The sequence below is a fragment of the Allobosea sp. GW823-FHT02B03 genome (assembly GCF_058797755.1).
Window position 1 is genome coordinate 16,840 of record NZ_JBXAJY010000008.1, and the last position, 24,454, is coordinate 41,293.

Annotated in this window: 18 protein-coding genes; 10 read left to right on the forward strand and 8 right to left on the reverse strand. The window is 67.7% G+C overall.

Annotation, left to right across the window (positions count from 1 at the left end; translation table 11 throughout):
• Positions 1–25 precede the first annotated feature (25 nt).
• The 8 genes from AC1REK_RS24960 to AC1REK_RS24995 form a co-directional block, all read right to left on the reverse strand.
• Positions 26–1,207, reverse strand: coding sequence for an ABC transporter substrate-binding protein (locus AC1REK_RS24960; RefSeq protein ID WP_492269847.1), 1,182 nt, complete (start codon positions 1,205–1,207; stop codon positions 26–28).
• A gap of 70 nt (positions 1,208–1,277) precedes the next feature.
• Positions 1,278–2,318: a branched-chain amino acid ABC transporter permease gene (locus AC1REK_RS24965; RefSeq protein ID WP_492269848.1), complete on the reverse strand. Its 1,041-nt coding sequence runs from the start codon at positions 2,316–2,318 to the stop codon at positions 1,278–1,280.
• A gap of 4 nt (positions 2,319–2,322) precedes the next feature.
• Complete coding sequence (locus AC1REK_RS24970) at positions 2,323–3,201, reverse strand: branched-chain amino acid ABC transporter permease (RefSeq protein ID WP_327521805.1); 879 nt, start codon at positions 3,199–3,201, stop codon at positions 2,323–2,325.
• Positions 3,201–4,037 (reverse strand): ABC transporter ATP-binding protein, encoded by an 837-nt coding sequence (locus AC1REK_RS24975; RefSeq protein ID WP_492269849.1) that lies wholly within the window; start codon positions 4,035–4,037, stop codon positions 3,201–3,203. Before AC1REK_RS24975 ends, AC1REK_RS24970 begins: the two co-directional genes overlap by 1 nt.
• A gap of 1 nt (position 4,038) precedes the next feature.
• On the reverse strand, positions 4,039–4,827 hold the full coding sequence (locus AC1REK_RS24980) for an enoyl-CoA hydratase-related protein (protein ID WP_492269850.1): 789 nt from the start codon (positions 4,825–4,827) through the stop codon (positions 4,039–4,041).
• A 258-nt stretch (positions 4,828–5,085) separates the two neighbouring features.
• A complete protein-coding gene (locus AC1REK_RS24985; protein WP_316020243.1) occupies positions 5,086–6,924 on the reverse strand; it encodes an SLC13 family permease in 1,839 nt (612 codons plus the stop codon).
• Between the two features lie 55 nt (positions 6,925–6,979).
• Complete coding sequence (locus AC1REK_RS24990) at positions 6,980–8,191, reverse strand: M20/M25/M40 family metallo-hydrolase (RefSeq protein ID WP_492269851.1); 1,212 nt, start codon at positions 8,189–8,191, stop codon at positions 6,980–6,982.
• A 48-nt stretch (positions 8,192–8,239) separates the two neighbouring features.
• Positions 8,240–9,790 carry an AbgT family transporter gene (locus AC1REK_RS24995; protein ID WP_327521809.1) on the reverse strand — a complete coding sequence of 517 codons (1,551 nt, stop codon included), beginning with the start codon at positions 9,788–9,790 and terminating at the stop codon, positions 8,240–8,242.
• Between the two features lie 416 nt (positions 9,791–10,206).
• Between AC1REK_RS24995 and AC1REK_RS25000 the strand changes: the two genes are divergently transcribed.
• From AC1REK_RS25000 to AC1REK_RS25045, 10 genes are all read left to right on the forward strand, one after another.
• Positions 10,207–11,319 carry an alpha/beta hydrolase gene (locus tag AC1REK_RS25000; protein ID WP_492269852.1) on the forward strand — a complete coding sequence of 371 codons (1,113 nt, stop codon included), beginning with the start codon at positions 10,207–10,209 and terminating at the stop codon, positions 11,317–11,319.
• Between the two features lie 255 nt (positions 11,320–11,574).
• Positions 11,575–12,621 carry a helix-turn-helix domain-containing protein gene (locus tag AC1REK_RS25005; RefSeq protein ID WP_492269853.1) on the forward strand — a complete coding sequence of 349 codons (1,047 nt, stop codon included), beginning with the start codon at positions 11,575–11,577 and terminating at the stop codon, positions 12,619–12,621.
• Positions 12,618–13,826 carry an MFS transporter gene (locus AC1REK_RS25010; RefSeq protein ID WP_492269854.1) on the forward strand — a complete coding sequence of 403 codons (1,209 nt, stop codon included), beginning with the start codon at positions 12,618–12,620 and terminating at the stop codon, positions 13,824–13,826. Before AC1REK_RS25005 ends, AC1REK_RS25010 begins: the two co-directional genes overlap by 4 nt.
• Positions 13,827–14,073: 247 nt before the next feature.
• Complete coding sequence (locus tag AC1REK_RS25015) at positions 14,074–15,180, forward strand: efflux RND transporter periplasmic adaptor subunit (RefSeq protein WP_492269855.1); 1,107 nt, start codon at positions 14,074–14,076, stop codon at positions 15,178–15,180.
• Positions 15,177–18,260: an efflux RND transporter permease subunit gene (locus AC1REK_RS25020; protein ID WP_492269856.1), complete on the forward strand. Its 3,084-nt coding sequence runs from the start codon at positions 15,177–15,179 to the stop codon at positions 18,258–18,260. The genes AC1REK_RS25015 and AC1REK_RS25020 overlap by 4 nt, the downstream gene beginning before the upstream one ends.
• Positions 18,257–19,405, forward strand: a complete 1,149-nt coding sequence (locus tag AC1REK_RS25025; RefSeq protein WP_492269857.1) for an efflux RND transporter periplasmic adaptor subunit — start codon at positions 18,257–18,259, stop codon at positions 19,403–19,405. Before AC1REK_RS25020 ends, AC1REK_RS25025 begins: the two co-directional genes overlap by 4 nt.
• An 89-nt stretch (positions 19,406–19,494) precedes the next feature.
• Positions 19,495–21,057 carry a leucyl aminopeptidase gene (locus tag AC1REK_RS25030; protein ID WP_492269858.1) on the forward strand — a complete coding sequence of 521 codons (1,563 nt, stop codon included), beginning with the start codon at positions 19,495–19,497 and terminating at the stop codon, positions 21,055–21,057.
• Positions 21,057–21,575 (forward strand): DUF1269 domain-containing protein, encoded by a 519-nt coding sequence (locus AC1REK_RS25035; protein ID WP_492269859.1) that lies wholly within the window; start codon positions 21,057–21,059, stop codon positions 21,573–21,575. The genes AC1REK_RS25030 and AC1REK_RS25035 overlap by 1 nt, the downstream gene beginning before the upstream one ends.
• Complete coding sequence (locus AC1REK_RS25040) at positions 21,572–23,308, forward strand: hypothetical protein (protein WP_492269860.1); 1,737 nt, start codon at positions 21,572–21,574, stop codon at positions 23,306–23,308. The genes AC1REK_RS25035 and AC1REK_RS25040 overlap by 4 nt, the downstream gene beginning before the upstream one ends.
• 36 nt (positions 23,309–23,344) lie before the next feature.
• Positions 23,345–24,412, forward strand: coding sequence for a patatin-like phospholipase family protein (locus AC1REK_RS25045; RefSeq protein ID WP_492269861.1), 1,068 nt, complete (start codon positions 23,345–23,347; stop codon positions 24,410–24,412).
• The last annotated feature ends 42 nt before the right edge of the window (positions 24,413–24,454 follow it).

Below are 24,454 nucleotides of genomic sequence, written 5' to 3' on the forward strand. Positions count from 1 at the left end.
CAGCCCCTCGCCCTGCGCCTGAGGATCAAAGCTTGATCCAGTCGGAGGCCGGCAGCATCTGCTTGGCCTTGCTGTCGAAGCGATAGATCCGGCCGACCGGCACGGAATTGCCAGGGATCGAGATCGGCACGCCGAACAGGCCGCCGGTGTCGAAGTCCTTGATGCTGTTCAGCCCGGCCTTGAGGTGCGCCCCCGTCAGCTCCTTGCCGGCGTCGAGCGTGCGCTTCACCGCCTCGGCCATCAGCATCGCGGTGACGAAACCCTGGAGATAGCCGGTCGATTGGTACTCGGTACGCATCTGCCGGATCTTCTCCAGCATCGGCGAGGTGCCGTCCTTGTCGTAATAGTAGCGATAGGGCATCACGCCCATGAAGCCGTCGGCGGCGTCGCCCATGCGCTGCACCGTCGAGTTGTCCATGGTCCAGAAGGTGCCCATGAACTGGCTCTTCATGCCCATCTGCTTCGCCTGGGTGACGAATTCCGGGATCGGCGCCAGCACATAGCCGTGGAAGATCGTGAAGTCGGGATTGGCACGGCGCAGCTTCAGCACCTCGGTCGAGACGTCGACACTGCCCGGCGGTGTCACGATCTTCTCGACGACGGTAAGCTTCAGCTCCTTGGCGACCGCCTCGCCCGGCACGATCGGGTCGCGCCCGAACTCGGTGTCGGAGTAGACGAAGGCGACGCGCGCGCCCGGCTTCTCCTTGGCGATGTAGCGCAGGAGGATGCCGAACATCTCGGTGTAGTCAGGCCCCGCCATGAACTGCAGCGGGTACTTCTTGGGATCGTTGAGCTCGGTCGCGAAGGAGGCGCCGGCCATGATCATGGTGCCGCGGCGCTCGAGCTCGGGATTGATCGTCTTCGAGAAACCGGTCGAGTCGCCATAATAGAGCGAGACCTTCTCCTGGCTTGTGATCTTGTTGAAGGCGGCGACCGAGGCGTCGACCTTGTAGGCGGTGTCCTCGGCGACATACCTGATCTTGCGGCCCTTGATGCCGCCGCCATCGTTCAGGATCTTGAGATAGTCCTGGATACCGGCATGGATGCCGACGCCCGCGAAGGCGAAGACGCCGGTCAGCGGGATCGAGCCGCCGAGCACGATGTCGCCGCCCTCCTGCGCCGCGAGCGGCCCCATTCCGAAGGCCATCGCGGCCGTTGCCGCCGTCCCGGCCAGAAGCTCCCGCCTGTTCAACTTCATCTTGCTCATTATCGTCCTCCCGCTGATGTGGCCGTTCTTGGCGACGGCCGTTTCGTCAAAGGCACGTACCCGTGCGCCTTCAGGTCCTGAAGGGCCAGAGATGGAAGAAGCGCCGCACCCGCCGCCAGATTTCGGCGAGGCCGCGCGGTTCGAAGATCAGGAAGCCGACGATCAGCCCGCCGAAGACGATGGTGCGCACCGGCGCCAGCGCCGCGAGCGCATCGGGGTAGATCGGCGTCGCCCAGTTCGCGACGAATTTCAGAAGCTCGGGCACCAGTGTCATGAAGACCGCGCCGAGGATGCCGCCGAGGATCGTCCCCATGCCGCCGACGATGATCGCGGCGAGGTAGAAGATCGAGTTGACCAGCGGGAAGCTCTCCGGCGTGACGACGCGGAAGAAATAAGCCCAGAGCCCGCCGGCGAGGCCGGCATAGAAGGACGAGATCGCAAAGCTGGTCAGCTTGTAGCGCAGCAGGGGAATGCCGAGTACCTCGGCCGAGATGTCGCGGTCACGGATGGCGATGAAGGCGCGCCCGATGCGGGTCCGCAGCAGGTTGGCGGCGCCGAGGACCATCAGGCAGGTCACCGGCATGATCAGCCAGTAGAGCGAGAAGGGCTGGTCGAGGCTGATCCCGAACAACCGCGCCGGCGGCATAGACAGGCCCCGTGCCTCGCCTGTCAGCGACCAGTGCGAGAACAGGAAGTGCAGGATGACCGAGGCTGCGATCGTCGCGATGGCGAGATAGAGCCCCTTCACCTTGAGGCTGGGAATGCCGACGAGGATGCCGATCATCGCAGCGAGCCCCGCGCCGATCAGCAGGTTGAGCAGGAACGGCGTGCCGAGCCGGATCTCCAGCACCGCGACCGTATAGGCGCCGACACTCATGAACGCCGCCTGCCCCAGGCTGACGAGCCCGGTATAGCCGGTGAGCAGGTTCAGCCCCGTCGCGCTCGCGACATTGATGGCGCAGAGGCAGGCGAGGAAGAGCCAGTACGGACTCGCGACGAAGGGGAAGACGACCGCAGCGAGCGCGAGCAGCACCAGAAGCGTGCGCTGCACGGAGCTATCGAACAGCGCCTCGTCGGCGGCATAGCTGGTCTTGAGCGTGCCGATCCGCATGGCGCTAGAGCCTCTCGATCTCATGCGTGCCGAACAGGCCGTAGGGCCGGACCATCAGCAGCACGAGCAGCAAAGCGAAGGTGACGACGAGCTTGAATTCGCCGCCGAGGAAGGCGCCGGCCAGCGCCTCGACCAGCCCGATCAGGAGGCCGCCGACCAGCGCCCCGGCGATCGAATCGAGCCCGCCGATGATCACGACGACCAGCACCGAAAGGCCGAACACGCCCATGGTCGGCGAGATTCCGCCGATCGCCCCGACCAGCACGCCCGCGCCGGCTGCCGTCGCGCAGGCAAGGATCCAAGCCACCGAGAAGACGCGGGGCACATCGATGCCGACCGAATAGGCGGCGCCCTGGTCGGCCGCCGTCGCCTTCAGCGCGACGCCGCCGCGGGAGAAGCGGAACAGGGCGAGGAAGAGCCCGATCACGATCGCCGCCGCGGCGAAGCCGAACGCGACCTTGGGCGCGAGATAGGCCTCTCCGATGAAGATCGGCGCATTCGGCAGGAACTCCGGCAGACGCAGCGGATCGGCGCCCCAGCCGAGCTGGACGACGCCGGCCAGGATCGAGCCGAGGCCGATCGTCACCATGAACACCGAGATCGGGCTCTCGCCCAGCATCGGCCGGATCATGGTGCGCTCGACCAGCCAGCCGAGGACACCGCCGGCGGCGATGGCGAGCGGCAGAGCGAGCCAGGGCGACAGGCCGAGCCCGGCGGCGAAGCCGAGAAAGGCATAGCCGCCCAGCATCAGGATCTCGCCGATGGCGAGGTTGACCACGCGGGTCGCCTTGTAGATCAGCACGAAGGCGACACCGGTGAGGGAATAGAGCGCGCCGGCGCCGAGCCCGGCCAAGGTGACTTCGAAGAGGAAGAGCGTGTCCATCACACCGCCTCCGCCTTGATCCGGCGCGACAGCTCGCCGATATCGCCGGCGCCGAGATAGGCCGCGATCACCGCCTCATTGCCTTGGACCTCGCGCGGCGTGCCGCTGGCGATGACCTGGCCGAAGTTCAGCACGACGACATGGTCGGAGATGTCCATCACCATGCCCATGTCGTGCTCGACCATCAGGATGGTCACGCCCCATTCCTCCTTCACGTCGAGGATGAAACGGGCCATGTCCTCGGTCTCTTCGCGGTTCATGCCGGCGACCGGCTCGTCGAGCATCAGGATGCGCGGGCGCATGGCCAGCGCCCGGGCGAGCTCGACACGCTTCTGCAGCCCGTAGGACAGGGTGGCGACCGAGGCGTTCCGAATGTGCTGGATCTCGAGGAAGTCGATGATCCGCTCCTCGATCTCGGCCCGCAGTTCGAGCTCCTCCTTCTGCGCCCGGCCCCAGTAGAACAGCGCGTCGAGCACGCCGGTGCGCAGATGCGCGTGCCGGCCAAGCTTGATGTTGTCGAGTACGGTCATGCCGCGGAACAGGGCGATGTTCTGGAAGGTACGGGCGAGCCCGCGAGCGGCGCGCTCAGGGGCGCGCACGCCGGTCAGGCTCTCACCAGCGAAACTGATCTGCCCGGCTTGCGGCCGGTAGAAACCGGAGATCGTGTTGAACAGCGAGGTCTTGCCAGCGCCATTGGGCCCGATCACCGCGGTGATCGAGCCTTCCGGCACCTGGAAGGAGACGTCGGTCAAAGCGCGCACGCCGCCGAAGGCGAGCGAGACGCCCGCGACCTCCAGAATGGGCCGAGCTACCGGGCCCGCCTGCAATGCCATCATCTCAGCGCCCTTCGAACCGGGCCGGCCGCTTCGCCAGGAAGGCGCTCGCGCCCTCCTTGAAGTCGGCGGTGCGCACACCGGCGAGGAAGGCTTCGCGCTCGCGGTCGAGCTGCGCGGGGAGCGCATTGTCGAGCGAATGGCCGATCAGGTCCTTGATCCGGCCATAGGCTCCGGTCGGACCGGCGGCGAGCCGCTTCGCCAGCGCTAGCGCCTCGTCCTGCAGCGCCGCGGCGGGCACCACGCGGTTGACCAGGCCGAGCGCGAGCGCCTCGGGCGCCCTGACCGGCTCTGCCAGCATGGCGAGTTCGAGCGCCTTGCGCGGCCCGACCAGCCGCGGCAGCCGGTAGGTCGCCGAGCCGTCCGGGCTCGCTCCGATGCGGGCATAGGCCAGGGTGAACACAGCATCGTCGGCGGCGAGCGCGAGATCGCAGGCCAGGGCGAGGCTGAAGCCGGCGCCAGCGGCGGCGCCCTGCACCGCGGCGACCGTCGGTACGGAAAGGGAATCGAATTGCTTCAGCGCGGCATGGAGCGGATCGATGATCGCCTCGACCGCACCGAGCGGGTCGCCATCGACGAAACGGGAGACATCGCCGCCGGCGCAGAAGGCCCGACCCTCGCCGCGCAACAACACGCAGCGCACGGCGGGATTGCCGGCGATATCAGCCACGGCCTCGCCGAAGGCGCGCGCGGTCGCCGCGTCGATCGCGTTGAGCACTTGCGGGCGATTGAGGGTGATGACCGCAACGGCCCCCTCGACCGCCAGGAGCACAGGAGCCCCGGCTTCGTTCATCGCATCCTCCCGTCGAGCCCGCGATCATTGATCGCCGCGGTATCTCCAGCGCTCGTACTCGCTGTTCATGACCTTACTCGCGAGTAAGCCAAAGCAGCACGCACCGCGCTATGCGCATTTCCGCACGGCGAAGATTGTCGAATGGGAACGAGCCGGAGGTCAACTTCATGCCCCAGCGGCAAACAGCAAACGGCCGGCGCGGTGTTCGCGCCGGCCGGCGATGGGAGGCAGATCGGCAGCTGCCGCGGCAGCCGCGCTTCAGAAGCGCCAGATCAGCGGCACGATGAAGACCGCGACCACGAAGAACCAGATCAGCAGCGGCAGGCCGAGCTTCCAGTAGTCGCCGAAAGCGTAGCCGCCCGGCCCCATCACCATCAGGTTGGTCGGTGTGGCGATCGGGGTCAGGAAGGCGCCGGCGGCCGCGACCGCCGTGCTCATCAGCACAGGGCGCGGCGAGATGCCCATGCTGGCCGCGGCCGCGACGCCGATCGGGATGACGATCAGCGCCGTCGCGGTGTTGCTGATCAATTGGCCCATGATCGCGGTCAGCACGAACAGTCCGGCAAGCAGCGCCATCGGCCCGGCATCGCCGACCATGTAGACCAGCCGCTCGGCCAGCATCTTGGCGGCGCCGGTTTCCACCATGGCGGTCGAGAGCGGCATCATCGCGCCGACCAGGATGACCGTCGTCCACGAGATCGCGCGATAGGACTGCTCGACATTCATGATGCCGCACAGGATGACGGCGCCGGCCGCGAGCAGCCCGGCCACCGCCGGCGGCACGATGCCCGTCGCCAGCATCAGCACCATCGCGAACAGGATGACGATCGCCTGCTTGGCGCCCGGGCCCATCGGCACCGCCTGGCGCCGGACGAGCTCCGGCGAACTGACGACCAGCACGTCGGGATCGTCGAGATGGGTGTCGAGGGCCTTCCAGGTGCCCTGCAGCAGCATGGTGTCGCCGGTCTGAAGTACGATGCCGCCGCCATCGCTGGTCGCGCTCGCGGCGACGACCTCGTTGCCGGCGCGTTGGACGGCGAGGATGATCAGGTCGCCGCTTTCGGTGACCATGCCCGGGAACACGCTCTGGCCGATCAGGCCCGAGCGCGGCGGGATCACCACCTCGGCGAGACCGGAGCGGCGGTTGAACAGCGTCTCCTCGCCCTCGCCGGCCGCGGCACCCTCGTCGCGGAAGGCGAGGTGCATCTTGACCGAGAGGTTAGCGGCCGCCTCGGCCTCGCCGCGCAGGAGGATGAAGTCGCCCTCGGCGATCGTCCCGCGGCGTAGCGGGCCGCCGCTCTCGCCTTCCTGGATCGCGACGAACTGCAAGCCGGGAAAGCCGCTGACATCGACCGCGGTCGCAGGCTGGCCGATATAGGGGCAGGTCGGACGCACGCGGAGCTGAAAGACGCCGCTTGCGAGCCCGTACTGCTCGACCAGCGTGCGCGCATGCCGGCTGAAGTCGGCCGGCATGGTCGCGCCGTTGCGCTGGGGCAGCAGCTTCTCGCCGAACAGGATCATGATCGCCATCGAGCCGAGCAGCAGCGGGATGCCCGCGAGCGCGAACTCGAAGAAGCCGAAGCCGCCGACGCCGGCATCGGCCGCCGCCTCGGAGACGAGCACGTTGACGGGTGTGCCGGTCAGCGCCAGCAGTGAGCCGGCATGGGCCGCGAAGACGAGCGGCATCAAGAGCTGCGACGAGTTCCGCCGCAGCCGCACCGCGATGACCACGACGACCGGCATCAGCGCCGCGACGGCGCCGTTGACGCTGATCAGCGCGGTCAGCAGGGCGACGAGGGTCATGGTCAGCAGGAGAAGGCGCGTTCGGCTCTCCTCGCCCGCGCCCTTGATCAGAAGCTGACCGGCCCAGGCCGTCACCCCCGTGACCTCGAGCGCGGTGCTGATGATGAAGAGCGACGCGATGAAGATCACGGCGGGGTCGCCGAGCCCGCCTAGCGCCTGCGGCAGGGTCAGCACGCCGGTCGCCCAGAGCGAGAGCGCCGTGCCCATTGCCACCAGCACGACCGGCACCTTGTTCGTGACGAACAGGACGACCGCGACTGCGATGATCAGGGCGGTATAGGCAATCGGGCTCACGCGCTCAGCTCCTTGTTGCGTCTGCTTGGGCCGTCACCGTCCCGCTCGATCCGTCTCAGTCTTCGAGCGTCGCCATCAGGATGCCGAGACGGCAGCCCTTCTCGTATTCGTCGAGCTTGACGTATTCCTTGATCGTATGGATCTCGGCCTGGCCGGCGCCGATGGTGATGGTCGGGATCCCGGCCTTGTCGAGCCAGTTCGCGTCGAGCCCGCCATTCGAGAACAGATAGGTCGGCTTGATGCCGAGCAGCTCGAGCGCCTTGGTCGCGCGCTTCACGACCAGCGCGTCGTCGGCGAGCTTGAAGGGGGGATAGGCAGCCGCCCGGCGGAAGGTCACCTCGGCGGTCTCGCCCTCATGGTCGGTCACCTCGGCCTTGGCCTTGGCGAAGGCCGCCTCGTAGCCGTCGACGATCTTGGTGGCGAAGCTGAGCTCGGGGCTGCGTGCCTCGCCCTTCAGGAAGGCATAGTCGGTGACGACATTGGTGGCGTCGCCGGCCGGCTTGCCGTTCTTGCCGCCGAAGATGCCGATATTGCTGGTGCCGAACTCGTCGCCCTTGACGACCTTGCCGAACCAGCCGGTGCGCTTCGCCTCGGCGAGGCCGAGCGCGCCGACCAGGGTCGCCGAGATGCCCTTTTCCGGGGCGACGCCGGCATGGGAGGCCTTGCCCTTGATCTCGACTTCCCAGTTCTCCTGGCCGACCGCGCCGATGATCAGCTCGGAAGCGAGCTGGCCGTCGACATTGATGCACATCACCGGCCCGCCGAGCTCGGCCGGGTTGAGCTCGCGCGCGCCGTGCAGACCGCTCTCCTCGCGAACCGTGAACAGCAGCGTGATCGGCGGATGCGGCAGCTTGTGCTTGATCAGCGTCTCGGCCAGCACGACGAGCAGCGCGACGCCGGTGCGGGCATCGCCGCCGAGCGCTGTGGTGCCATCGGAGACGATCCGGTCACCCTCGCGCTTCGGCTTGGCGCCGGCGCAGAGCGGCACCGTGTCGAGATGGGTCGAGAACATCAGCCGCGGGCCGGTCTTGGTGCCCGGCAGATCGACGATCAGGTTGCCCGTCTGGGTCGGCACCGGGATGCGCGTGTTGGCATCGTCGAAGCGGATCGCGGAAGCAGGCACGCCGGCCTTCTTCAGCGCTTCGCTGACCGCGGCCGCGATTGCGGCCTCCTCGCCGGTGACGCCCTCGACCGAGAGGAAGTTCATCAGGTGGCCGATCGCGCCTTCGACGTCGAGGGGAATATTGGCAGTGCTCATGACATCCATCCGAGGTTTGGGTCTGGATTGGCTCTTCAGTGCGGAACTGGCGTTCGATCAGAGGCCCCAGGGCAAGCCCAGCACCTTCCAGACCGCGAAAAGGGCGGTCCACAGCACGAACATCCACACCACATAGGGGAGCATCAGCGAGACGATGGTGCCGACGCCGGCATTGCGGTCGTATTTCTGGGCGAAGCCGACGACGAGCGCGAAATAGGCGTTGAGCGGGGTGATCGCGTTCATCGGGGAATCGCCGACGCGATAGGCCGCCAGCACCGCCTCCGGCTCGACGCCGAGCTTCATCAGCAGCGGCACGAAGACCGGCGCGAAGATCGCCCATTTGGCGATCGCGCCGGTGAGCAGGAGGTCGATGATCGCGACCACGACGATGAAGCCGAGCAGCAGCGGCAATGCGCCGATATTGGCCGCCTGCAGGACGCCCGACAGGCTCAGCGCCATCACCGTGCCGATATTGGTGTAGGTGAAATAGGCGACGAACTGGCTGAGCACGAAGAACAGGAAGATCGTCCCGCCCATGCTCTTGATCGACTTCTCGATCGCCGCGATCACCTCGGTCAGGGTCCGCAGCGTGCCGGCGCCGATGCCGTAGCACCAGCCGCTGACCAGGAACATCAGCATGATCAGCGCGATCAGCCCGTTCATGAAGGGCGAGTTGCCGATCAGCTCGCCGGTCGTCGGATTGCGGAGCGGCGCCCAGGACGGGATGGTGAGCACCAGGAAGACCGCGATCAGCGCGAGCATGCCGAAGCCGGCATAGCGCAGGCCGCGCGACTCCGATTCCGAGAGCACGGCACCCTGCTCGGTCGTGGTGCCCTCGGCCGCCTTTGAGGGATCATAGGCGCCCAGGCGCGGTGCGATCATCCTGTCGGTGATGAAGGCGACGACGACGGTCAGGAAGATCACCGAGGCGATCGAGAACCAGAGATTGGAGGCGAGGCCGATCGTCCGGTTGGGATCGACGAGGCGGGCCGCGTCGTTGGTGAACTCGACCAGCACCGCGTCGAGCGGCTTGATCAGCATGTTGACCGTGAAGGCGCCGGCGACGGCCGCAAAGCCGAGCGCCAGACCCGCCAGCGGATTCCGCCCGACTGCGAGATAGGCGATGCCGGCGAGCGGGATCAGCACGAGATAACCGGCGTCCGCTGCGATCGAGGCGAGGATGCCGACGAAGGCGAGGATATAGGTCAGCGCCCAGGCCGGCGAGACGATCACGAGCTTGCGGATCAGCGCGGTGACGAGGCCCGATTCCTCGGCGACGCCGGCGCCGATCATCGCGACGATCATCAGCCCCACCGCGGTGAAGCTCATGAAGTTCGGGATCAGCGACGAATACATGAAGCGGATGCCTTCGACGTTCAGAAGGCTCCGGATCGCCGTGCTCGCCGTCTCGACCTTGTGCGTGTCGGGGTTGATCCGCTCGAAGGTCACCGCCGCGCCGAACAGGCTCAGCACGGCGGAGAGCACGATCACGATACCGATCAGGATCAGGAAGATGATGACCGGATGGGGCACCATGTTCCCGACTTTCTCGACCGTATCGAGAAATCGCTGCATCGTCGTCTTGGGTGCGGTGCTCTCGACAGTCATGGTGCCTTTTCCCCCGAGCCTGGCATTGGCGCACCCTGGAAGGACTGCGTCGTAAGGATCGTGACGACCGGGCAGGCCCGATGCACGTCCTCGGGAACTTAGATCGCCTTGCGGAATGGGCATCGGCACAGAATCCCAAAAAGTGGGCCGCCTGTCCCAAAGTTATCGCCGAGAGCCTGCCAAAGCTCGGCTTCCACGCGCTTGCTGCTGCGGGATGGCTTCTTTATCCTGTCATGACCTTGAGTGAGCCTCCGATTCACAGCCGCAGCGCGGATGGCCGAAGTGACACCGATGCGCGGAAATCGAAGCGAAGCTCTCTTGTGCTGTTTATCTCACGCTCCCGCCGCCCGGCGTCGACGTCCCAAGGCATGGCGGTGACACCGGGTCAGAACCGTCGCCATTGGCGACACGCCGTCATGGCCTTGAGCTGCGCGCTCGGCCTCGGCGCCTGCGCCGGGACGCCGCGCGGCATGCTGCAGACTGTGCCGCCCGTGCCCGGCACCGACCGGGTCAACATGCTCACCGCGACGACACGTGCGCCATCCGCCGAGCCGGGCGTCCTGTTCAGCGGCGAACGCGGAGACACGGTTTCCTTTTCCAACATCGTCGTCTCGATCCCGCGCGACCGCGAGGTCGGCACCATCCAGTTGCCGCGTTCCGTCCCGGGCAATCCGGAGACGGATTTCACCGTGAGCTCGGTGACGCCGATCGCCAAGCCGCAGCTGGCGTCCTGGTTCAACAAGGCGAATGGCCGGAAGCGGCGCGTCTTCGTCTTCGTGCACGGCTTCAACACGCCCTTCGACCGGGCGGTCTTCCGCTTCGCGCAACTGGCGCACGATGCCGATGCGAATGCGCTCCCGGCCCTTTTCTCCTGGCCTTCGCGCGGCCATCTGCTCGACTACAGCCGCGACTTCGACAACGCCTCCTATTCGCGCTCGGACCTCGCCTATCTCTTGAAGGCCGCTGCGAACAGCCCGTCCGTCAGCGACATCGTCATTCTCGCCCACTCGATGGGCAGCTGGCCGGCCGTCGAGGCCATCCGCCAGCTCGCGCTCGAGCAAGGCGGCGTGCCCCGCAAGATCAGCAACCTCATCCTCGCCTCGCCCGATCTCGATGTCGGCGTGTTCCGGCGCCAGGTCGAGGACATGGGCAAGCGGCGGCCGCAGATCACCCTGTTCGTCGCACAGCACGATCGGGCGCTGCAGCTCTCGCGCTTCATCTCCAGGGGTGCCACGCGCCTCGGCGGCATCGACCTGACCCGCGACGAATACCAGCAGCAGTTGGCCGGGCTGTCGGGCATCACCGTGCTCGATCTCACCGCCATCAATGCCGGCGACCGCATTAATCACGATCTCTATGCCGCCAGCCCTGAGGCGGTCCGCCTGATCGGCGACCGCTTGCTGCAGGGACAGGTGGTCACCGATTCGGATGTTTCGCCGCCGCTTGCCGCGGCAGATGCGCTCGGCTCGGCGGCAAGCCTGCTCGTCACCGCGCCGATCCGGATCTTCGACGCGGCATCGATACGCTAGGAGCGAGCAACGTCAGGTCGAGCCGACCCGACGGTTGCTTCCTCCCTCTAAACGTTTGATAGAGAACGTATGCGATCGGACTCTGGCCTTCCGCAGTTGAAGGTTCGGAATTAGAATAAGAAAATCAAATTGATCGAAAGTTGAGCATCTGCAGACGCCAATACAGGACGGCCCATTTTTTGGCCTTCCCTTGAGCACCGACAACATTGATCATCACGCTATAGATTGGCTTCACGCGGCTGGGAGGAAGATGCCGTGACAGCACTCTCAAACCCCAACCCGCGACGCTCGGTCATGCCAGTCTTCGCCCAGAGTTTCTCGACCAGGGATCTTCCGCCGCAAGATCAGTTCGATGCCTGGCGTGACCTGCTCGCAGACACGATCGATCTCCTGCCGACCGTTGAGGCTTCAGAGAGCTTCGCGGCCGAGTTCTCGTCCTGGACGTTCGGCAACGTCGTCCTGACGCGGACACTGTACGCCAACGCGCCTGCCCGCCGCTGGCGGCACCGGCCGCGATCGTTCCTCGACCATTGGTGCGTCGTGCTGGCGCGCTCGCATGCGCCTCGGAACGGCTCGCCATCCCACGAGGCCACGCGACAGGAGAGCCTCAGCTTCCGCTCGCTCGCCCTGCCCTTCGAAGGCCAGGCTGAGGATACGGAGGTGCTGACGCTGTTTCTGCCGCGCGATTTCTGCCGGGAAGAGCTCGAGGACTTCGATCAGGCCCACGATCTCGACATCAACCCCCAGCTCGGAGCGCTGCTCGCCGGCTATATCGACAACCTCGCCCGGCAGCTGCCGCACATCCCGCCCGCACAGGCGCAGGGCCTGGCCACGGCGACCCGAGCCCTCGTCGCAGCCTGCATCGCCCCGCGCGCCGAGCGCTCCGAAACGGCCGACGCGTCCCTCAGCTCGCTCCTGATCGACCGCGCCCGTCTCGTCGTGCGCCAGAACATGGCCTCGCCCGAATTCGGCCCGGAGCAACTGGCCCGCCTGATGGCGATGTCGCGCTCGAAGCTCTATCGTCTTTTCGAGAGCACTGGCGGCGTCGCCCATTTCATCAATCGCGAAAGATTGCGCGAAGCCTATCGCCGGCTCAGCTCACACCGCGATGCTCCCTCGATCCACATCATCGGCAACGAGGTCGGCTTCGTCGACCATTCGACCTTCAGCCGGGCGTTCCGCCGCGAGTTCGGCCATAGTCCGAGCGAAGCGCGCGAGCGGAGCCTGACGAAGCTGTCCGCCACGCCCCTCGACGTCCGCCCGCCCGAGACCGGCCCGGTCGACGCCGAGCAAGAGGCATGAAAGCGGCCACCGGCCGCCTTTCCTTTCTCTACGCCGCCCTGTTCTTCGAGCTCGGCGTCAACCTGCCGTTTTTCCCGCTCTGGCTGCGGGCGCAAGCGCTCAGCGACGAAGCCATCGGCATCGTGCTGGCCGCGCCGCTCCTCGCCCGCATCATCGCGAACCCGGTCGTCGGCGCGCTGGCCGACCGCAGCGGGCGGGCGAGAGCCGCCCTGGTCATCTGTGCGGTGACGGTCACCATCGGCACGGGGCTGCTGGCCTTTGCCGGCGGCTTCCTGCCCATCCTCCTGCTGGTCATCGCCATTGCGCTCGCCCAAGGGCCGCTGATCGCCCTGACCGACGCCGTCACCTTGCGAAGCCTCAAGGAGCTGCAGACTCCGGAACTGCGCTATGGGCGCATCCGGCTCTGGGGCTCGGCCGGCTTCGCGATCGCGAACCTCTCTGTCGGCTGGATGCTGGACTGGCTTCCTGCCGCGTCGATTATCGGAATGCTGCTTCTGTCGGCCTTGGTGACAGCGCTCGCAGCCGTTGCCGTGGCGGTCGTGCGCGTCCCGGAACGCGCGGTTACCCCGATGCAACCGGTCGGGAAACTTGAAAGGCCGCATCTGCTCGTTCTTGCCATCGCCGGAGCGAGCCTCGTCCAGGCAAGCCATGCCGCGGTCTACGGTTTCAGCACCTTGCATTGGCAAAGCCTCGGCATATCCGGCGGAGCCATGGGCTCCCTGTGGGCCGCCGGCATCGTCTCGGAAATCGCCTTCTTCAGCCTGCTCGGCTATGTCGTACGAGGCTCTGCCGGTGCGGCCGCCCTGCTCGCCGCCAGCGCGGCGGTCGCGACGCTGCGCTGGGCCGGGATGGCTCAGGATCCGCAGATCGGCTTCCTGGTCCTCCTCCAGTTCACCCATGGACTGACCTTCGGAGCGACGCATCTGAGCAGCGTCTTCCTGCTCGCGCGGATCGCTCCCGCGGGGATGTTGGCTCAGGCGCAAGCCTGGCTGGCAGCCAGCTGGGCCGGGATCATGGCCGTCCTGACCACGCTGGCGGGCTATCTCTACGGCGAATGGGGCGAGCATGTTTACTGCCTGATGGCCTCCGTCTCGGCTGCCGGCTTCCTGTTGCTGATCCCGGTCGCGCTTGGCTTCAGGGGCAGGACTTCGCTCGGCTTGCCCCTCGCAGGCGATGCCGAGCAGCCGGTCCAAAGATTGGGATGACCAGCGCAGAGTTGGGATTCTGAGCTAATCCGCCCCTGCCGCTCTGTTGGTAGCGTTCCTACCGTCACCCGAAGCGCGCGGTGCGACGGACCTTGCCCGGCGCGAGGTTCCGCGCCGTCGTCGTGCGGTTGCCAGAGGAACAAGATGATGCCTTTTAACGGCTTGCAGGACATCAGGTCTGCTTGCGCGCTGACACCGGTGCGATTTTTTCGCAGCAAGCGGCCGTTTCGGCGCATGGGCCGGTAGCATGGGCACGCCTGACAAGTCCCGCACCGCCCGCTTGCTGCAGGGGGCTGCGCTCGCGGCAATCGCGCTCACTGTCGCCGGCTGCCAATCCGAGCAGGCGGCGGCTCCGCCTGCCGTCCGGCTCGTCCGCACCATCACGGTGGAAGCGCCGCGCGAGGCCAAGGACATCAGCTTCACCGGCCACATCGAGGCGCAGGATCAGGCCGCGCTGTCCTTCCGCATCGGCGGCCGGCTCGCCGAACGCAATGTCGGCGTCGGCGCGAACGTGCGCGAGGGCGAGGTCGTCGCCCGCCTCGACCCGGAGAACGAGCTCAACGAGCTGCGCTCCGCCCGCGCCGCCCTCACTGCCGCCGAGGGCCTGCTGCGCAAGGCCGAGAACCAGTTCGAGCGCCAGACCCACCTGCTCGAGCGCAATGTCACGACCCGCGCCGATTTCGAGGCCGCTGAACAGGGGCGCACGGCGGCGCAGGCACAGGTAAACGCGGCCCAGGCGCGCGTCAGATCGGCGGAGGACATCGTCGGCTTCACCACCCTCAAGGCCGATGCGCCGGGCGTCGTCACCCGCATCGGTGCGGAGCCAGGCGAGGTCGTCGCGCCCGCCCGGATGATCGTCCAGCTCGCGCGGCGCGAGGGACGCGATGCTGTCTTCGAGGTGCCGGCCGATATCGTGCGCGCGCTGCCGCCGGATGCGCGCGTCCATGTCACGCTCGCCGGCGATCCGGCCGTGACCGCCAATGGCCGCGTCCGCGAGGTCGCGCCCCAGGCCGATCCGGTGACCCGGACCTTCAGGGTCAGGGTCGGTCTTTCCGAGCCTCCGCAAGCCTTCCGGCTCGGCACGGCGGTGTCGGGCGCGATCCGGGGAGCCGAAATCTCGGCGATCGCCATTCCCGCCACGGCGCTGGCGCAGCAGGGTCCTGCTGCAAGCGTCTGGGTGGTCGACCCCGCGAAGCTCACCGTGTCGTTGCGCAAGCTCGAGGTGATCAGTGCCGACCCGGCGACGGCGCTGATCGGCAAGGGGCTCGCACTTGGTGACATCGTCGTCACCGCCGGGGTCAGCCTGTTGAAGGAAGGCCAGCAGGTACGCCTGGCCGGGACGGAATCGCGATGAGCTTCAACCTCTCGGAATGGGCCCTGAAGAACCGCTCGGTCGTGATCTATCTCATGATCATCTCGGTACTGGCCGGCATCTTCGCCTTCATCCGCCTCGGCCGCAACGAAGACCCGTCCTTCGTGATCAAGTCCATGGTCGTCTCGGCAGCCTGGCCGGGCGCGACCATGGAGGACATGCTGAGCCAGGTCACCGAGCGCCTGGAGCGGCAGCTCGAGGAGACCCCGGGGCTCGACAACGTCCGCAGCTACACCACGCCGGGCGTCACGACGATCTTCGTCAATCTGAAGCAGTCCGTGCCCGGCCGCGAGGTGCAGGACACCTGGTACCGCGTGCGCAATCTCGTCGCCGACATGCGCCATACGTTGCCCGCCGGCACGCTTGGCCCGTTCTTCAACGACCGCTTCGGCGACACCTTCGGCATCATCTACGGCTTTACCGCCGACGGCTTCACCGGCCGCGAATTGCGCGACCATGTCGAGGCGGCGCGCTCGCGCCTGCTGCTCGTGCCGGACGTTTCCAAGATCGAGATCATCGGCGCGCAGGACGAGCGCATCTTCGTCGAGTTTTCGGTGCGCGAACTCGCCAATCTCGGCATCGATCGCGGCGCGCTCCTGGGCGCTCTGCAGGCCCAGAACATCGTCCGCCCCTCCGGCATGATCCAGACGCCGGAGGAGCGCATCTCGCTGCGTGTCTCGGGCGCCTTCCAGTCCGAGGCCGACCTGCTCCAGGTCAACTTCCCGGTCGGCGACCGCATGGTCCGCCTCTCCGACATCGCGACCGTGCGCCGCGGCCATGCCGACCCGCCGCAGCCGATGTTCCGCGTCAACGGCCGCGAGGCCATCGGCCTCGGCATCGCGATGCGCGACGGCGGCGACATCCTGGCGCTGGGCGCCAACATCAAGACGGCGATGACGAAGATCACCGCCGACCTGCCCCTCGGCATCGAGCCGCATCTGGTCGCCGATCAGGCCGTCACCGTCGACGACGCCATCGCCGACTTCATGACCTCGCTCTGGCAGTCGATCGCGATCATCCTGGTCGTCAGCTTCATCAGCCTCGGCGTCAGGCCGGGGCTCGTCGTCGCGCTCTCGATTCCGCTGACGCTCGCGGTCGTCTTCGCCTGCATGCTGATCGTCGGCATCGACATGCAGCGCATCTCGCTCGGCGCCCTGATCATCGCGCTGGCGCTGCTCGTCGACGATGCGATGACGACGACGGACGCGATGGTGACGCGGCTGGCGGCCGGCGAGGACAAGCAGAAGGCGGCGACCTTCGCCTTCGAGCGCTACGCCACCGCCATGGCGGCGGGCACGCTGGTCACGATCGCCGGCTTCGTCCCGATCGGCTTCGCCGCGAGCTCGGCCGGCGAATACACCTTCTCGCTCTTCGCGGTGGTGACGATCGCGCTCATCGTCTCCTTCTTCATCGCGGTCGTCTTCGCCCCTGTGCTCGGCGTCGCCATGCTGCGGGCGCCAAAGAAGGCAGCCGCAGGCCCGGGCCCTGTCGAGCGCGGCTTCCGCAACCTGCTCGCGGGGGCGATCCGCCTGCGCTGGCTCACCATCGCCGTCACGCTTGGGCTCTTCGCCGCTGCTATCCTGGCGCTGCCCCTGGTGCCGCGCCAGTTCTTCCCGGCCTCCGACCGGCCGGAGCTGCTCGTCGATCTCACCGCGCCGCAGAACGCCTCGATCTATGCGAGCGAGACCATCGCGAGCCGGCTCGACGCCACGCTCAAGGACGATCCGGACGTCGCGCGCTGGAGCACCTATGTCGGGCGCGGCGCCATCCGCTTCTACCTGCCGCTCAACGCCCAGCTGCCGAACGAGTTCTTCAGCCAGGCCGTGGTCGTCGCCAAGGACATCGCCGCGCGCGAACGCCTGCATAAGAAGCTGGAGGCGCTGCTCGCCAAGGATTTCCCGAACGTCGTCTCGCGCGTGTCGCCGCTCGAGCTCGGTCCGCCCGTCGGCTGGCCGGTGCAGTACCGCGTCAGCGGCCCCGACATCGCCGAGGTGCGCGACATCGCGATGAAGGTCGGGCAGGTCATCGCTGCCAACCCCAAGACCGAGATGGTCAATTTCGACTGGATCGAGCCCATGCGCGAGCTGCGCCTGCGGGTCGACCAGGACGAGGCGCGCCGGCTCGGCCTGAGCTCGCAGGCCCTGGCGAGCATCGTCAACGCGGTCGTCTCCGGCACGGTTGTGACGCAGGTTCGCGACGGCATCTATCTCGTCGACGTCGTCGTGCGGGCCCAGGACGCCGACCGCCTCTCGCTCGATACGCTGCGCACCATGCAGGTCGCGCTGCCAAGCGGGCGGCAGGTTCCGCTCTCGCAGTTCGCCACCTTCAGCTATGGGCTCGATTCACCGCTGATCTGGCGCCGCGACCGCGTCCCGACCCTGACGGTCGCCGCCGACGTCAAGCCGGGCATCCTGCCGGAAACCGTCGTCAACGGGCTTGCATCCGGCATCGATGAGCTGCGCAAGACCCTGCCCGCCGGCTACGGCATCGCGCTCGGGGGCACGGTCGAGGAAAGCGCGACCTCGCAGGCCTCGGTGATCGCCGTCGTGCCGGTGATGCTGCTGATCATGTTCACGGTGCTGATGCTGCAATTGCGCAGCTTCCGCCTGCTGGCGATCGTGCTCAGCATCGCCCCCCTCGGCATGATCGGCGTGGTCAGCGCCTTGCTGCTCTCGCGCATGCCGCTCGGCTTCGTCGCCCTGCTCGGCATCCTCGCGCTGATCGGCATCATCACCAAGAACGCGGTCATCCTGATCGGCCAGATCGAGAGCGAGCGCGAGAGCGGCAAGAGCATCACCGATGCGGCGCTCGACGCAGCCTCGACCCGCTTCCGCCCGATCATGCTCACCGCGGTCTCGACCGTGCTCGGCATGATCCCGATCGCGCCGACGGTGTTCTGGGGGCCGATGGCCTTCGCCATCATGGGCGGGCTGCTGGTCGCGACGCTGCTGACGCTGATCCTGCTGCCGGTCCTCTATGTCGCCGTCTTCGCCCGTGGCTCTGCCGCACCCAAGGCGGAAAAGCCCGGTGCCAAATCTGTCGCGGGGGCTTCTGCGTCATGACCCATCCTTCGGCATCGCGCTTTCGCCCGGCGGTCGCAGCGCTTCTCCTGCTCTCGCTGGCCGCCTGCCAGAACGAGCCGGCCGCGCCGGCCGAAGGGCGCTTCGTCCGCGTCGTCACGGTCGAAGCCGGCAAGCTCGCCAACGAGATCCAGCTCAGCGGCGAGATCCAAGCGGAGAAGAATGTCGGCCTCGCCTTCCGCATCGGCGGCCGCGTCACCGAGCGGCCGGTGAATGTCGGCGACCGTGTCGCCGCCGGGCAGATCGTCGCGCGCCTCGACCCGACGCTCGAGCGCAACGCCCTGACGGCGGCCAAGGCGGCGCTGGAAGCCGCCCGGGGCGAGGTCAGCACCACGCGCAGCACCTTCGAGCGCCAGGAACGGCTGATGGCCCAGGGCTTCACCACCCGGCCGCGCTTCGACCAGGCGCTCAAGGCGCAGGAGGCGGCCCAGGCCCAGCTCGAGAATGCCGAGGCCCAGCTCGAACTGGCGCAGGACCGGCTCGGCTTCACCGAGTTGCGGGCCGGCGTCGCCGGCACGGTGACCGCGCGCAATGTCGAGCCGGGCGAAGTCGTCCAGCCCGGACAGGTCATCGCCCAGCTCGCCCGCGACGACGGCCGCGACGCCGTCTTCAACATTCCCGCCAGCCTGCTCGAGAAGAAGTCGGGCGAAACCACGGTCCGCGTCACCCTCGCCGATGCCCCTGCCGTGACCGCGCTCGGCCGCGTCCGCGAAATCGCGCCGCAGGCCGACCCGATGACGCGCACATTCGCCGTCCGGGTCGGGCTGATCGACCCGCCGGAGGCGATGCGGCTGGGATCGACCGTGGTCGGAACCATCGAGGCGGCCACGGCCGCGATCATCGCGATTCCGGCGAGCGCCCTGACCCAGCAGGGCGTCTCTCCGGCGGTCTGGATCGTCGATCCCGCGAATTCGACGGTTTCCCTGCGCAATGTCGACGTGCTGCGCTTCGATCCCAACCAGGTGATCGTCTCCCAGGGCCTGGTTCCCGGCGAGATCGTGGTCAGCGGCGGCATCCAGGCGCTGCTGCCGGGGCAGCGCATTCGCCAGCTTCCGGCGCCGGCTGCCCCCGGCCGTACCGCGGCAGCGGAGCGGCCGGCCGGACGCCCGGCAGTTCCCCCCTCGTAGCAGGAGGAACCCTCGCTCCGCAGCGCGTGGAGAACAGCGCTTTATCCGCCCTCCCCGGCGAAAGCCCCTCTCAATCAAGCGATGCAACGATGCCCTCGTGGAGACATTCTCTGGAGATCATCCCCGCAGTCGGTGATGCGGACAGACTGAGGACGGAGTTGCTCGTCATCGGCCTGTTCAGCTCCGGACCGCTGAGCGGCTCGGCCCGCCGCCTCGATGACGCCACAGCAGGCCGCTTGTCGCGGGTCGTCGCACGCGGCGAACTCGACGAGACACCCGGCGCGACCTTGCTGCTCCACCATCTGCCGGGCTCGGCCGCCGCCCGCACGCTGCTGGTCAGCCTCGGCAGGCGCGAGGCCTTCTCCGACCGGGCCTATTGGCGGGCCCTCGCCGCCACGGCGAAGATCATCACCGAGAACGTAGTCTCCGAGGCGGTCGTAACGCTCGCGGAAAACGAAGTGCCGCGGCGCTCGCTCAGCTGGCGGGTCCAGCAGGCCGGGCAGCATCTCGCCGACGGCAGCTATAACTTCTTCCTGGCCGGCCCCAATGCGCCAGGGCAGAGGGCGCGGGGCCGCCCGATGCGCAGCATCATGCTGCTCCTACCCGAAACCCTCACCTCGGAACTCGTGCTCGCGCTGCGGCAAGGCATCGCCGTGGCGGAAGGCGTCGCCCTGGCGAAGGATCTCGGAAACCTGCCCGGCAGCATCTGCACCCCGGATTTCCTCGCCAAGACCGCCAGGGATATGGGCAAGGAATTCGGCTTCGCGGTAGAGGTGCTAGAACGCCGGGAGCTCGAGGCGCTCGGCATGGGGGCATTTCTGCAGGCCGGCAGCGGCTCGGCAAACCCCTGCAAGCTCATCGTCATGCAGCCCCATGGCCGTAAGGGGAGCGGCAAGCCAATCGTGCTCGTCGGCAAGGGCGTGACCTGCGACGGCGAACGGCCCTCTCAGGCTCCGGGCAGCGATGCCCTGGGCATGAAGTTCAGCATGAGCGGGGCCGGCAGCGTTCTCGGCGTGCTGCGCACCGTCGCGCGTCTCGGTCTGCCCCTCAACGTCGTCGGGCTGATCGCGGCCGCCGAGAACATTCCCGGCGGCCATGGCGGCAGGCCGGGCGATGTCGTGACCTCGATGTCGGGCCAGACCATCGAACTGCGCCCCCATGACGGCGAGGGCCGGCTGCTGCTTTGCGATGTGCTGACCTATGCCGAGCGCTTCAAGCCTGCCTGCGTGATCGATGTCGCCACCCTGACGGAGGCCTGCGTCGTGGCGCTGGGCTCGCATGCGAGCGGCCTGTTCGCCAATGACGAGACGCTGGCCGCCGAACTGCTGCGCTGCGGCGGCGTATCCGGCGACCGCGCCTGGCAGCTGCCGCTCTGGGACGATTATTTCGGCCAGCCCGGCAGCAGTCCTGCCGAATCCGGCAATCTCGGCGGGCGGGCCGCGGGCGCGATCACCGCCGCCTGCTTTCTCTCCCGCTTCGCCAAGGCCTATCCCTGGGCGCATCTCGACATTGCCGGCACCGCCTCGATCGCGGGCGCCGCCAAAGCCTCGACCGGTCGCCCAGTCCCGCTGCTGGCCGAGTTTCTCATCGGCCGCGCCGCCGGAGCGGCGATGCAGGGCCGTCCCCCCCGTGCAAACATGGAGCTGCACTGATGAGCGATCTCGTCTTCATCGCCTTCCCGACCGAGCAGAAGGCCGAGGAGGTCCGCCAGAAGGTCCTTTCTCTCCAGCGCGAATATCTGATCGAGCTTGGCGACGCCGTCGTCGTGACCAAGGACGAAAAGGGCCAGGTCAAGCTCAACCAGATGCTGAATCTCACCACCGCCGGCGCCGCCTCGGGCGCGCTCTGGGGTACGCTGATCGGCTTCATCTTCCTGGCTCCCCTGCTCGGCACGGCGCTCGGCGCCGCCTCGGGCGCGCTCGGCGGCAAGCTCAGCGATGTCGGCATCAACGACCAGTTCATGAAGGATGCCGCGGCAGCGCTGCAGCCGAATTCGGCCGGCCTCTTCCTGCTGATCCGCAAGATGACCACCGACAAGGTTCTCGCCGATCTCAAGGGCGTCGGCGGCACGCTGATGCGCACCTCCTTCGACGAGACCAAGGAAGCGGCGCTGCGCGAGGCGCTGGCGGCGCATGCGGCGACCGAGACGGCGGCGCCTTCCAATCCATGACGCTGGAATGGGGCGCCGGAGCGGGAGGCGAGCTGGCCCAATGGGCCAACCCGACGGCGCGCCTCGACGATTTTCGGCCGCTCCTGCCGGCGGAGGAGGAAGTCGTCGCCAAGCTGCTCACCGGCAATTTCGACCGGCTGGGCGACGGCTCGCGCCCGAGCGAGCCCGATCCGGCGCGGGTCGTCCGCGCCGGTTTCCTACGCTTCCTCATGCTCGGCGGCGAGGAAGGCTGCCGGCCGCATGAGAAGGGTGTCCGGATCAGTGGCGCCTGGATCAGGGACATTCTCGATCTCGAAGCCTGCCGCGTCTTTCGCGACATCGGCCTCAACGACTGCCATTTCGAAGCGACGCCGGTGCTGCGGGCGGCGATCATCAACCGTCTCTTCCTCGACGGCTCGCAGCTTCCGGGCCTGCAGGCCGAGCGGCTGGAAGCACGCGGCGGCGTCTATCTACGTGGCGCGGAGGTCGGCGGCGAGGTCAACCTCGTCCAGGCGCGCCTCGGCGGCAATCTCGAATGCGATGGCGCGACCCTGCGCGTCTCCGACGGCTATGCCCTGCTCGCGGCGAGCCTCGAGGTCCGCAACGTCCTTGCCCGCGGCGCGACGATGCGCGGCGGGATCAATCTCTCCGGCGCGGTCCTGACGGCCGATCTCGACTGCGCCGGCGCCGCGATCACCCGCGACGAAGGCGCGGCGATCGAGGCGAGCGAAGTCGAGGTACGCGGCAGCGTCGTGCTGCGCAGCGCCCGCATCGAGGGCGAGACGCGCCTGGGCGTCGCGCAGATCGGCGGCGATGTCGACGCTTCCGGCGCGACCCTCGGCCTTGCCGGCGGCACGGCGCTGGAGCTGAGCCGCAGCATGATCAAGGGCGCCTTCTTTCTGCGCCAAGGCGCCGCCGTGAACGGTACCCTGGCGCTGACCGGAGCCACCATCGGGACCATCCATGACGAGCCCGAAAGCTGGCCGGGGCCGGGCGACCTGCTGCTGAACCGCTGCCGCTACGGCGCCTTCATCGACGGGCCGGTCGATGCCGAAAGCCGGCTCGAATGGCTGGCGCGCCAGGCGCCAGAGCGCCGGAGCGAGGATTTCTGGCCGCAGCCTTATGAGCAGCTCGCCTCGGTATTCCGAGAGATGGGCCATGGCGAGGACGCGCGCGCCGTGCTCATCGTCAAGGAGCGCCTGCAACGCCAGGCAAGGCGCAAGCGCGCGAAGAATCCGGTTCTACGGGCACTGCTGACCGCCACCGACGGCGTTCTCGGCATCACGCTCGCCTATGGCCGTCAGCCGTTGCTGGCCTTCGTCTGGCTGCTCATGTTCTGGCTTCTGGGGGTCGGCATCTTCGCCTATGCCGAGCGCCAGGGCGCAGTGATGCCCAACAGCGCCGTCGTGCTGCGCGCCCCGGAATGGACGCTCTGCGGCATCGAGACCAGCGAGCAGCGCACACTCCTCGCCAGCAACCAGACGCAGGGGCTGGCAGCGCCCGGACAGACCCAGCTCGCCTGCTTCCGCGAGCGCTGGGAGGCCTCGAGCTATCCCGCCTTCAGCCCCTGGATGTACTCGCTCGACACGCTGCTGCCGGTGCTCGACATGGGACAGCGGACGTTCTGGCGGCCGAACCCCGCCAAGCCGGGCGGGCGCGTAGCGATCAACTACTTCTACTTCCAGTCGGTCGTTGGCTGGGCGCTGAGCCTGCTCGCCGTCGCCGGGTTCTCCGGTCTGGTGAAGTCAGCGTGAGGCCCCGGCAAGCCCTGCAATCAGGATAGGTACGACGTGACCAGCACTCCTTCACCGGCCCGCTCCGGCAAGAACGGCAAGCCTTCCGCGCGCCCCTCCCTGCGCATCGACCTCGCGCTCCAGGGCGGCGGGGCGCACGGAGCCTTCACCTGGGGGGTGCTGTGCCGCATTCTCGAGGAGGAATGGCTCGAGATCGAGGCGATCTCGGGAACCTCGGCCGGCGCCATGAACGCTGCGGTGCTGGCTTCCGGCTTCGCCAGAGGCGGCCGGGCCGGCGCGCGCGAGGCGCTCGATCTGTTCTGGCGCAAGGTCTCCGAGGCGGCGCGCTTCAGCCCCTTCCAGCGCAGCCCGCTCGACATCCTGCTCGGCCGCTGGACGCTCGACAATTCGCCGCTCTTCGTCGCCATGGACATGATGTCGAGGGTGGTTTCGCCCTATAGCCTCAACCCGGCCGGCACCAACCCGCTGACCGACATCCTCGCCGAGGTCATCGATTTCGACGGCCTCGCGAAAAGCCCGATCAAGCTCTTCATCACCGCCACCAATGTCCGCACCGGCCGCGGGCGCGTCTTCCGCAATGCCGAGATCACGCCCGACGTGCTGCTCGCCTCGGCCTGCCTGCCGACCCTGTTCCAGGCCGTCGAGATCGATGGCGAGAGCTATTGGGATGGCGGCTATTCCGGCAATCCGACGATGACGCCGCTGATCCGGGAGAGCGACGCTCTCGACACCATCCTCGTCCAGATCAACCCGGTCGAGCGTCCGGGCACGCCGCGCACCGCCCGCGATATCCTCAACCGGCTCAACGAGGTCTCGTTCAACGCCGTACTGCTGAAGGAGCTGCGGATGATGGCGCTGCTGCGCCAGAGCGCGGAGGCCGCGACCGGCGAGAGCGCGCGCTGGGCCCGCATGCGCCTGCACCGCATCACCGGCGAGACCATGGCGCAGCTCGGCTACTCCTCCAAGCTGAACGCCGAATGGGAATTCCTCACCATGCTCCACAATGAAGGCCGGCGCTCAGCCGAAACCTTCTACCGGGAGCACCGCGATGCTATCGGCAAGAGTTCGACACTCGATCTCGACGAGCTGACCGAGGGCGTCTGAAACGCCCACCCGCCGCAACGAAAAGCCTAACCAGGACAAGAG

What these genes read in the sequence shown, in the direction of transcription:
- AC1REK_RS24960 (WP_492269847.1), bottom strand. Translation starts at nt 1,207, where the DNA reads ATGAGCAAGATGAAGTTGAACAGGCGGGAGCTTCTGGCCGGGACGGCG.
- AC1REK_RS24965 (WP_492269848.1), bottom strand. Translation starts at nt 2,318, where the DNA reads ATGCGGATCGGCACGCTCAAGACCAGCTATGCCGCCGACGAGGCGCTG.
- AC1REK_RS24970 (WP_327521805.1), bottom strand. Translation starts at nt 3,201, where the DNA reads ATGGACACGCTCTTCCTCTTCGAAGTCACCTTGGCCGGGCTCGGCGCC.
- AC1REK_RS24975 (WP_492269849.1), bottom strand. Translation starts at nt 4,037, where the DNA reads ATGATGGCATTGCAGGCGGGCCCGGTAGCTCGGCCCATTCTGGAGGTC.
- AC1REK_RS24980 (WP_492269850.1), bottom strand. Translation starts at nt 4,827, where the DNA reads ATGAACGAAGCCGGGGCTCCTGTGCTCCTGGCGGTCGAGGGGGCCGTT.
- AC1REK_RS24990 (WP_492269851.1), bottom strand. Translation starts at nt 8,191, where the DNA reads ATGGATGTCATGAGCACTGCCAATATTCCCCTCGACGTCGAAGGCGCG.
- AC1REK_RS24995 (WP_327521809.1), bottom strand. Translation starts at nt 9,790, where the DNA reads ATGACTGTCGAGAGCACCGCACCCAAGACGACGATGCAGCGATTTCTC.
- AC1REK_RS25000 (WP_492269852.1), top strand. Translation starts at nt 10,207, where the DNA reads ATGGCCTTGAGCTGCGCGCTCGGCCTCGGCGCCTGCGCCGGGACGCCG.
- AC1REK_RS25010 (WP_492269854.1), top strand. Translation starts at nt 12,618, where the DNA reads ATGAAAGCGGCCACCGGCCGCCTTTCCTTTCTCTACGCCGCCCTGTTC.
- AC1REK_RS25015 (WP_492269855.1), top strand. Translation starts at nt 14,074, where the DNA reads ATGGGCACGCCTGACAAGTCCCGCACCGCCCGCTTGCTGCAGGGGGCT.
- AC1REK_RS25020 (WP_492269856.1), top strand. Translation starts at nt 15,177, where the DNA reads ATGAGCTTCAACCTCTCGGAATGGGCCCTGAAGAACCGCTCGGTCGTG.
- AC1REK_RS25025 (WP_492269857.1), top strand. Translation starts at nt 18,257, where the DNA reads ATGACCCATCCTTCGGCATCGCGCTTTCGCCCGGCGGTCGCAGCGCTT.
- AC1REK_RS25030 (WP_492269858.1), top strand. Translation starts at nt 19,495, where the DNA reads ATGCCCTCGTGGAGACATTCTCTGGAGATCATCCCCGCAGTCGGTGAT.
- AC1REK_RS25035 (WP_492269859.1), top strand. Translation starts at nt 21,057, where the DNA reads ATGAGCGATCTCGTCTTCATCGCCTTCCCGACCGAGCAGAAGGCCGAG.
- AC1REK_RS25040 (WP_492269860.1), top strand. Translation starts at nt 21,572, where the DNA reads ATGACGCTGGAATGGGGCGCCGGAGCGGGAGGCGAGCTGGCCCAATGG.